Source organism: Bradyrhizobium sp. (assembly GCF_035701725.1).
Lineage (GTDB): Bacteria > Pseudomonadota > Alphaproteobacteria > Rhizobiales > Xanthobacteraceae > Bradyrhizobium.
The window spans coordinates 1-8,372 of sequence record NZ_DASSRP010000422.1 but is presented as its reverse complement, the minus strand read 5'-3'; the positions used below and the strand labels follow the sequence as shown (position 1 = coordinate 8,372).

At 61.4% G+C, this 8,372-nt stretch carries 10 protein-coding genes; 1 reads left to right on the top strand and 9 read right to left on the bottom strand.

The annotated features are described in order from the left end of the window. Nucleotides 1-166: 166 nt before the first annotated feature. From VFL62_RS26045 to VFL62_RS26030, 4 genes are all read right to left on the bottom strand, one after another. A complete protein-coding gene (locus tag VFL62_RS26045) occupies nucleotides 167-349 on the bottom strand; it encodes a DUF3311 domain-containing protein (protein WP_325175270.1) in 183 nt (60 codons plus the stop codon). 195 nt (nucleotides 350-544) lie between these two features. Then, on the bottom strand, nucleotides 545-1,099 hold the full coding sequence (locus tag VFL62_RS26040; RefSeq protein WP_325175269.1) for a heme-binding protein: 555 nt from the start codon (nucleotides 1,097-1,099) through the stop codon (nucleotides 545-547). A gap of 53 nt (nucleotides 1,100-1,152) precedes the next feature. After that, nucleotides 1,153-1,767, bottom strand: a complete 615-nt coding sequence (locus tag VFL62_RS26035) for a hypothetical protein (protein ID WP_325175268.1) — start codon at nucleotides 1,765-1,767, stop codon at nucleotides 1,153-1,155. 149 nt (nucleotides 1,768-1,916) lie between these two features. Beyond that, nucleotides 1,917-2,921, bottom strand: a complete 1,005-nt coding sequence (locus VFL62_RS26030) for a tripartite tricarboxylate transporter substrate binding protein (RefSeq protein WP_325175267.1) — start codon at nucleotides 2,919-2,921, stop codon at nucleotides 1,917-1,919. Between the two features lie 180 nt (nucleotides 2,922-3,101). Here VFL62_RS26030 and VFL62_RS26025 point away from each other — a divergent pair, with 180 nt between their 5' ends. Further along, nucleotides 3,102-4,172 carry a peptidyl-alpha-hydroxyglycine alpha-amidating lyase family protein gene (locus VFL62_RS26025; protein ID WP_325175266.1) on the top strand — a complete coding sequence of 357 codons (1,071 nt, stop codon included), beginning with the start codon at nucleotides 3,102-3,104 and terminating at the stop codon, nucleotides 4,170-4,172. A 164-nt stretch (nucleotides 4,173-4,336) separates the two neighbouring features. Here VFL62_RS26025 and VFL62_RS26020 read toward each other — a convergent pair whose 3' ends face one another. The 5 genes from VFL62_RS26020 to VFL62_RS26000 all read right to left on the bottom strand — a co-directional run. Next, a complete protein-coding gene (locus tag VFL62_RS26020) occupies nucleotides 4,337-5,194 on the bottom strand; it encodes a D-amino-acid transaminase (RefSeq protein ID WP_325175265.1) in 858 nt (285 codons plus the stop codon). A gap of 163 nt (nucleotides 5,195-5,357) precedes the next feature. Beyond that, nucleotides 5,358-6,089, bottom strand: coding sequence for an amino acid ABC transporter ATP-binding protein (locus tag VFL62_RS26015; protein ID WP_325175264.1), 732 nt, complete (start codon nucleotides 6,087-6,089; stop codon nucleotides 5,358-5,360). 26 nt (nucleotides 6,090-6,115) lie between these two features. Next, nucleotides 6,116-6,808: an ABC transporter permease subunit gene (locus tag VFL62_RS26010; protein ID WP_325175263.1), complete on the bottom strand. Its 693-nt coding sequence runs from the start codon at nucleotides 6,806-6,808 to the stop codon at nucleotides 6,116-6,118. Between the two features lie 3 nt (nucleotides 6,809-6,811). Then, nucleotides 6,812-7,543 carry an amino acid ABC transporter permease gene (locus tag VFL62_RS26005; protein ID WP_325175262.1) on the bottom strand — a complete coding sequence of 244 codons (732 nt, stop codon included), beginning with the start codon at nucleotides 7,541-7,543 and terminating at the stop codon, nucleotides 6,812-6,814. Between the two features lie 10 nt (nucleotides 7,544-7,553). Then, on the bottom strand, nucleotides 7,554-8,372 hold an 819-nt coding region (locus tag VFL62_RS26000; RefSeq protein ID WP_325175261.1), incomplete at its 5' end, for an amino acid ABC transporter substrate-binding protein.

Genomic DNA, 8,372 nt, shown 5'->3' with positions numbered 1-8,372 from the left:
AGGCCCCACTGGTCGAGATGCTCGCTGACCGGGCCCGATTTCCAGCGCGCGGCGACGAAGCCCATCACGGTGACGAGCGCAAAGAAGAAGACGAAAATCGCGAGTGCGATCCAATCGATATCGGCGGACATTGGAAGGGCCTTACTTGGCTAAAGGGGCGCGGATGCTACGGCGTTTCGTCGTCGGGCTTGTGCGAACGGTAGACGAGCCAGATCAGAAACGAGCAGACCGGCACCCAGGCGAGCTGGTACCAATAGAAGAACGGAAAGCCGAACAACGCCGGCTCCTGGAAATTGTAGAAGGGTACCCACAACAGGCCGACGAACGGCAACAGCAACAGCACCCACATGACGGGCATCCTCTCATTGACGAGATCTCGGCACTGACAGCCGAACGCAACAAACTTTCGCGCTATCTACGGCCAGATCGTAATGCCGTCCAGCGCTTTGCGCCGCATTGCAGCGATGCGCAATGCAACAACGCCGCAGAGGATTAACTCCGCGGCGTTGCAAGAAGTTCGATTTGGACGAAAGCGCCGGCCCGATTACTTGACCAGCTCGGCGCCGACCTTGCAGATCGCCGCGTCCTGATCGCCGGTGCCGCCGCTGCAGCCGATCGCGCCGATCAGCTTGCCGCCCTCGACCAGCGGAAAGCCGCCGGGGCTTGCCGTCAGCGTCGGATCGAGCGTGCCGGGATAGCTGTGGCCGGTCTCATAGGCGTTGTAGAACAGCCGGGTTTCGCGACGGAAGCGCGCAGCCGTGCGCGCCTTGCCGATCGAAATCGCGCCGGAGGCGATCTGTGCGCCTTCCATACGCTCGAACAGCACCGGCTCGCCATTGGTATCGACGACGGCGATGTTCATTTTCCAGTTGCGCTTCTTGGCTTCGGCTTCCGCCGCCGCCATCACCTGCTTGGCCTTTTCCAGACCGATCGACATGCCATAGGGAATATCGAAGGGCATTGCATCAGGCGTGCCGCCGGCCGCTGGCATCGCCGGCGGCGGATTGGCGGCAGGCGCAGGAGCCTGCGCCAGAGCCTGCGAGGAGATCGTCACGGCGGCAAACGCCGCCAACACATAAGAAGCCGTCGAACGCATCATCTACTCTCCCTGTTGAAGCTGGTTTACGCGTAGTTCGCCAGACCGACGCAGCCTTACATCGGCGGTGTCAGACCATCCTTGCCGTAGGTGACGCGCGGCGTCTGCCAGGTGCCGTCGGCGGCTTTCTTGGCCGCGCCGACGAAGATCTTGATGCCCGGCTTGAGATCGGCCTTGTCGCCGATCACATAAGTGACGACCTGGGTTTCCGGCGTCACCATCACCTTCTTCTCGCCGTCCTTGTATTTGACCGTCAACACCGGACCATCAACGCCGCCCACCGTCTGCTCGACATTGGCGTTGGTCATTTTGGTGTTGGGGCGCAGATCCCAGTCATAGTGACCCTCGCCGGTGCCGCGCATCGATTCCGGGAAGATATGGACTTCGATCGCCTTCTGGCTGCCGTCCGGCTGCGTCATGCCGGTGGCGCCGACGAACTGGCCCGGCTTGATATCGGCCATGGTCGATTTGACGATCGCGACATAGAGCTGGGGATCGGTGACGGTAAGCTTCACTTCTGCGCCGTCGCGATTCTTGACGACATAGACCGCGCCATCGACCTTCTCGATGGTGCCGCGAATACGCATCGTTTCCTGTGCCGACGCTGGAGTTGCGAACCAGGCCGCGACGAAAATCGCAGCAGCGAACATGCGCTGGAGCGTACTGAACATGGGATCCTCCATGGGTCTGAATGGACGCTAGAACGTGAGAAGACCGTTCCGGCCAAGTGCCTGAAAGGCGTGTTCTCTGCAACCCCCGACGTCCTCGAATATTCCTTAACGGGGTTCGCCATTGCAGTGCAGCAGGCGTCACCTGGCTGTCATTCAACCTTGATGCCGGCCTCGCTGATCACGCGGCGCCAGCGTTCTTCCTCATCGTGAAAATATCGCTCGAGCGCGTCGGGCGGCAGCCGCACCATCACCAATCCCTCATTGACGCCCAGCTTCTGGAAAGCATCGGACTGCACCGCCGTGGCGGCCGCCTTGTTGAGCCGATCGATGATGTCCGGCGGCGTGCCGGCGGGTGCGAACAGCCCGTACCAGCTTTCGGCGGCGTAGCCCGGCACGCCGGCCTCGGCGACCGTCGGCAGTTGCGGGAAAGCCGGCGAGCGCTCGGCCGATGTCACCGCGATGGCGCGCAACTGGCCGCTTTCGACCAGCGAGGCTGCGCTCGCCACCGTCGTGAACATGACGTCGATCTGGCCACCGATCAGGTCGGTAATCCCGGGCGCCGCCCCTTTGTAAGGCACCGCCGTCAGATTGACCTTGGCCATGGTCTTGAACAACTCGCCGGCCAGATGCGCTGACGTGCCGGCGCCAAAGGTGCCGAACGTCATCTTGCCGGGATTGGCCCTGGCGGCAGCGATCAGATCCGCGATCGATCGCACGGACGATTTTGGATTGACGACGACGATGTTGAACGAGCGCGCCACCAGCGCGACGGCTGCAAAATCCTTGTGCGGATCGTAAGGCAATTTCGAATTGAGGTTGGGATTGACCGCATTGGCGAACGTTCCCATCAGGAGCGTGTAGCCATCCGGCTTGCTCACCGCCACCGCCTGCGTGCCGACGATCGTCCCTGCCCCCGGCTTGTTCTCGATGACGACGGACTTGCCAAGGTCTTGCTCCATGTCGTGGGCGAGCGTGCGCGCAACCACATCGGTGCCGCCGCCGGGCGCAAACGGCACCACGATCCTGATCACGCGTTCCGGATAGGCCGCCAGCGCCGGGCCGGTCAGCGATGCGGCAAGCAGAGAGGTCGCTATGGCAAGCAGCAGAATGGCAAGCGGCAGGAACCCTCGCCTGGCGAGGTGCGCATCGGTCACGGGCAATTGCCTCCGTCAGAGATTTTCTTGCAGTCTAGCAGGTCTGGGCGCCCCACGTGCCATGCGTGGGATGGCGTCCCGTCATGACGGCAGGTGCTACGCAGTAATATGGACGGCGCAAGCCCCATTGAAATAGTCTGCCCGGCAACGAAAACGCCGAAAAAACTCCGGGAGGAATCCATGAAACGTTGGCTGTTCGTCTTGCCGCTCCTGATCGGGTCACAGGCTTTTGCCCAGCAGGCGGTGCCGACGATCAACTTCGAATCCGTCCCCAATCCGCTGAAGCTGCCGACCAATATGTATTTCGGCGAAGTGTCGGGCGTTTCTGTTAACTCGAAGGGACACGTTTTCGCGCTATCGCGCGGCAACACCTCTGGCCCGGCTTATGCGGCCGCGGCCACGCAGCTTCTGGAATTCGACAAGGACGGAAAATTCATCCGCGAGATCGGCAAGAACCTCTACGCCTGGTCCTTTGCCCACACGGTCAAGGTCGATCCCCAGGACAATATCTGGGTGACCGACAAGGGATCGGACATGGTGATCAAGTTCGACCGCGATGGCCGCGTGCAGATGGTGTTCGGCCGCAAGCAGGAAGCCTCCGATGAAGGCACCGAACCGCTGAAGCATCCGAAGCCGCCGCTGCCGCCGGATGACGGCCGCTTCCGTCAGGTGACGGATGTGGCTTGGGACAAGGCAGGAGACACCTTCATCAGCGACGGCTATATCAATTCGCGCGTCGCGAAGGTCGACAAGGACGGCAACTGGCTGATGTCATGGGGCGAGCCGGGCAACGGGCCGGGCCAGCTCAATACGCCGCATTCGATCGCAACCGACGCCAACGACAACGTCTACGTTGCCGACCGCGGCAATCATCGCATTCAGGTGTTCGACAAGGACGGCAAGTTCCAGCGGCAGATCGTGATCGACGTGCCGGTGCCGGCGGACGCCAAGCCCGCGATCGGCAAGATTCCGGACGAGGCTGTCATGGCCAAGGGCACTTTCGCGCCGGGTTCGCCGTGGTCGATCTGCATCACGCCGCCGCCGCACCAGGTGCTCTATTCTTCCGATGCCTGGCCCGGCCGTGTCTACAAGCTCAGCCTCGATGGCAAGGTGCTCGGCGTACTCGGTCAGTCCGGCAAACAGCTCAAGCAGTTCGGCTGGATTCACGCGATGGCCTGCCCATCGGAAAACGTGCTCTACGTCGCCGAACTCCTGAACTGGCGCGTGCAGAAGCTGATCCTCAAGCCGTGATTGAACGTTACCACCGCCATTCCGGGACGCGCGAGAGCGCGAGCCCGGAATCCATGTCTCCCGGTTTTCCTGCGGCATCTTCCGGGTCTGCGCCTTCTGCGCAAACAGTCTTGCTGTTTGTCGCAACGGCCCATCCCGGAATGACGAAAGATGCAGATGGATAGCTAGGAAGCCGTGGCGCGCGCGAATTCGATATAGATCTCGCGCAGGCGCTGCGCCATCGGACCCGGCTTGCCGTCCGCCACGGCCTTGCCGTCGATCTTCACGACCGGCTGCACGAAGGACGATGCACTGGTGATGAAGGCCTCCTTGGCCTTCAGCGCTTCCTCGATGGTGAAGGCGCGCTCCTCGACGCGGAGCTGCCGTTCTTCGGCAAGCTTGACCACGGCCTTGCGGGTACAGCCCGGCAGGATCGCGGACGAGTTCTCGCGCGTTAACAGCACGTCGTCCTTCGTCAGGATGAAGGCCGAAGACGATCCGCCCTCGGTCACCTTGCCGTCCTCGATCATCCAGGCTTCGCCGGCGCCGACTTCGGCCGCCGCCTGCTTGGCGAGAACTTGCGCGAGCAGCGCCACGCTCTTGATGTCGCGCCGCGCCCAGCGAATGTCGGGCACCGTGATGACGCCGATACCAGTCTTGGCGGCCGCGGAATTGACGATGTCCTTGACCGAGGTGAACATCATCAGCGTCGGCTTGACGCCTTTGGGAAAGGCGAAGTCGCGCCCGACATCGGCGCCGCGGGTAACCTGGATGTAGACCAGGCCATCCTTGAGCTCATTGCGCGCGATCAGTTCGTGCTGGATTTCCTTGATGCGCGCGATCGTTTCCGGCAGCGGCAGCTTGATCTCGCCGACCGAGCGCTCCAGACGGGAGAGGTGCGAGTCATTGTCGATCAGCTTGCCGTCGAGCACTGCCGAGACCTCGTAGATGCCATCGGCAAACAGAAAGCCGCGGTCCAAAACCGAGACCTTGGCCTCGCTGAGCGGCAGGAAGTCGCCATTGACGTAAGCGATCGGGGTCAAACCAGTTCTCCTGAGACGCGGGAAATCAGCGGAAAGACATATACGCAAAATGCTGCCGCGGATAAACCCATCATGAGAGCATATCGCTATAACCGGGCGTTATTCCCGCGATCGCGAGCGACTGGATAATCCGAGCTTTTTCCGACGCTTCGCCGGCGACGTATTAGTGCGACAAGATTTTCGACAAGAACTTCTGCGCGCGCTCGCTACGCGGCTTGTTGAAGAAATCGTCTTTCTTTGCATCTTCGACGATCTCGCCCTGGTCCATGAAAATGACGCGATTCGCAACCTTGCGGGCAAAACCCATCTCGTGGGTCACGACCATCATGGTCATGCCGTCCCGCGCCAGATCGACCATCACGTCGAGCACTTCCGAAATCATTTCGGGATCGAGCGCCGAAGTCGGCTCGTCGAACAGCATCGCGATCGGGTCCATCGCCAGCGCCCGAGCGATTGCGACGCGCTGCTGCTGACCGCCCGACAACTGCGCCGGATATTTCTGCGCATGGTCCTTCAGACCGACGCGCTCGAGCAGTTTCATTCCCTTGGCGACCGCTTCCGCATGTGGGCGGCCCAACACTTTTTCCTGCGCCAGGCAGAGATTGTCGACGATGCGCAGATGGGGAAACAGCTCGAAGTGCTGGAACACCATGCCGACGCGGGAACGCAGTTTCGGCAAATCGGTCTTGGGATCACCGACCGAGACGCCATCGACCGTGATCGTGCCGCCTTGGAACGGCTCGAGCGCGTTGACGCACTTTATCAAGGTCGATTTGCCCGATCCTGACGGGCCGCAGACCACCACCACCTCGCCCTTGGCGACGCTGGTGGTGCAATCCTTCAAGGCCTGGAACGCCGTGCCATACCACTTGTCGACGTGACTGATCTCGATCATCGATGATCCCAATTTTGGCGAATGCGCTAACGAACGATGGCAACGCGGGCCTGCAAGCGGCGAACGCCGAAGGACGCGATGCTGGAAATGACGAAGTAGACGACTGCGGCGAACAGATACATCTCGACCAGCCGGCCGTCGCGCTGGGCGACCTTGCTGGCGGCGCCGAGAAAATCGGTAATCGACAGCACGTAGACCAGCGAGGTGTCCTGAAACAGCACGATGGTCTGGGTCAGCAGCACCGGCAGCATGTTGCGAAACGCCTGCGGCAGGACGACGTAGCGCATGGTCTGTCCGTAAGTCAGGCCGAGCGCGGAGGCTGCGGCGGGCTGGCCCCTGGATATCGACTGAATGCCGGCGCGCATGATCTCGGCGAAGTAGGCCGCTTCGAAGATCGTGAAAGTGAGCAGCGAGGAGGCAAAGGCGCCGACCCGAACCGGCCGCGGCGCCCCCGTCAGCCACTGCCCGATATAAGGGACGAGAAAGTAGAACCAGAAAATCACGAGCACCAGCGGCAGCGAGCGCATCAGGTCGACGTAAAGCTGGGCGAAGCGCGACAATACCCGTACTCCGGAAAGCCGCATCATCGCGATCAAGGTGCCGAGAACGATGCCGCCAGAGGTCGCGAGCGCCGTCAGGGTCAGCGTGAAAGTCATGCCGTCGAGGAACAGATAGCTCAGCGAGCGGCGAATAACGTCGAAATCGAAATTGCCCAGCATGCGCTATTTCTCGGTGATGTAGCCGGGGATCGCCACGCCGCGTTCGACGAAATGCATGGTGACGACGACGACGATATTGATGAGAAGATAAAGCACCGTCGCGGCGGTGAAGGCCTCGAACACCTGGAACGAGAACTCCTGCATCGCGCGCGCTTCGGCGGTCAATTCGATCAGACCGATGGTGAGCGCCACCGACGTGTTCTTGATGGTGGAGAGGAATTCGGAGGTCAGCGGCGGCAGGACGATGCGAAACGCGATCGGCAGCAGCACATAACGGTAGACTTGCGCCGTCCGCAAGCCGAGCGCAGTGGCCGCAAACTTTTGCCCGCGCGGCAGCGAATTGATGCCGGCGCGGGTCTGTTCGGCGACGCGCGCCGACATGAACAGGCCGGTGCCGATCGCGGCCGTATAGAACGGCGCGTTCGGTAGTTGCTTCAGCCACAGGCCCCAGGAGCTGGGCAGCAACTCCGGCAGCACGAAGAACCAGAGGAAGAGCTGCACCAGCAGCGGCATGTTGCGGAAGAACTCGACATAACAGAAGCCGAACAGATTGGCGGCCTTCGACGGCAGCGTCCGCATGACGCCGACAATAACCCCGGTCGCCAGTGCGATGACCCAGGCCGCAAGCGACGTCACGATCGTGACCTCGAGCCCGTGCAGCAGCATGTCAAGATAGGTGCCGGTGCCGTTCGGCGACGGCTCGAAGAAGACGTGCCAGTTCCAGTGATAGTTCAACCCCGCCCCCTCACATCGCCTTGTAGGAATCCGGATCTGGAGAATCGGTCGGCTTGCCGAACGCCTTCTTCAACTCCGCGCCCAGGGGAACGTTGAGGTTCAAGCCCTTGGGCGGAATCTTCTGCAAAAACCATTTGGCATAGAGCTTTTCGCCCTCCGCGCTCTGGTAGAGCGCCGCAGTAGCGTCGTCCGCCACCTTTTTGAACGCCGGATCGTCCTTGCGCAACATGATGCCATAGGGCTCGGGCTTGGAAAATGCGTCCGTCGAGATGACGTAAGCGTCCGGGTCCTTCGCACCAGCAGCAAAGCTCGCCAGCAGGATGTCATCCAGCACGGCGGCGACCGCGCGGTCGGTCTCGACCATCAGGAACGATTCGGCATGCTCCTTGGCGGGCACGATATTGATGCCGAGATTGCGCGCGGCATTGACCTCGGTGAGCTGTCTGATGTTGGTGGTGCCGGAGGTCGAGGCGACCGTCTTGCCCTTGAGGTCATCGATCGAATTCAGATGGCTCGACTTCTTGGAGATGAAGCGGGTCGCGGTAAGAAAGTGGGTGTTGGTGAACGCGACCTGCTTCAGCCGGTCGGGGTTGTTGGTGGTCGAGCCGCATTCGAGATCGATGGTGCCATTCGTCAGCAAGGGGATGCGGGTCGACGACGACACCGGCACCAGCTCGATTGCAAGCTTGTCGAGCCCGAGCTCATTCTTTACGGCCTCCACTATGGCGTAGCAGATGTCCATCGCATAGCCGATGGGCTTCTGGTTATCGTCGAGATAGGAAAAGGGAATCGAGGAATCGCGGAAACCCAGCGCGATCGAGCCGGTTTC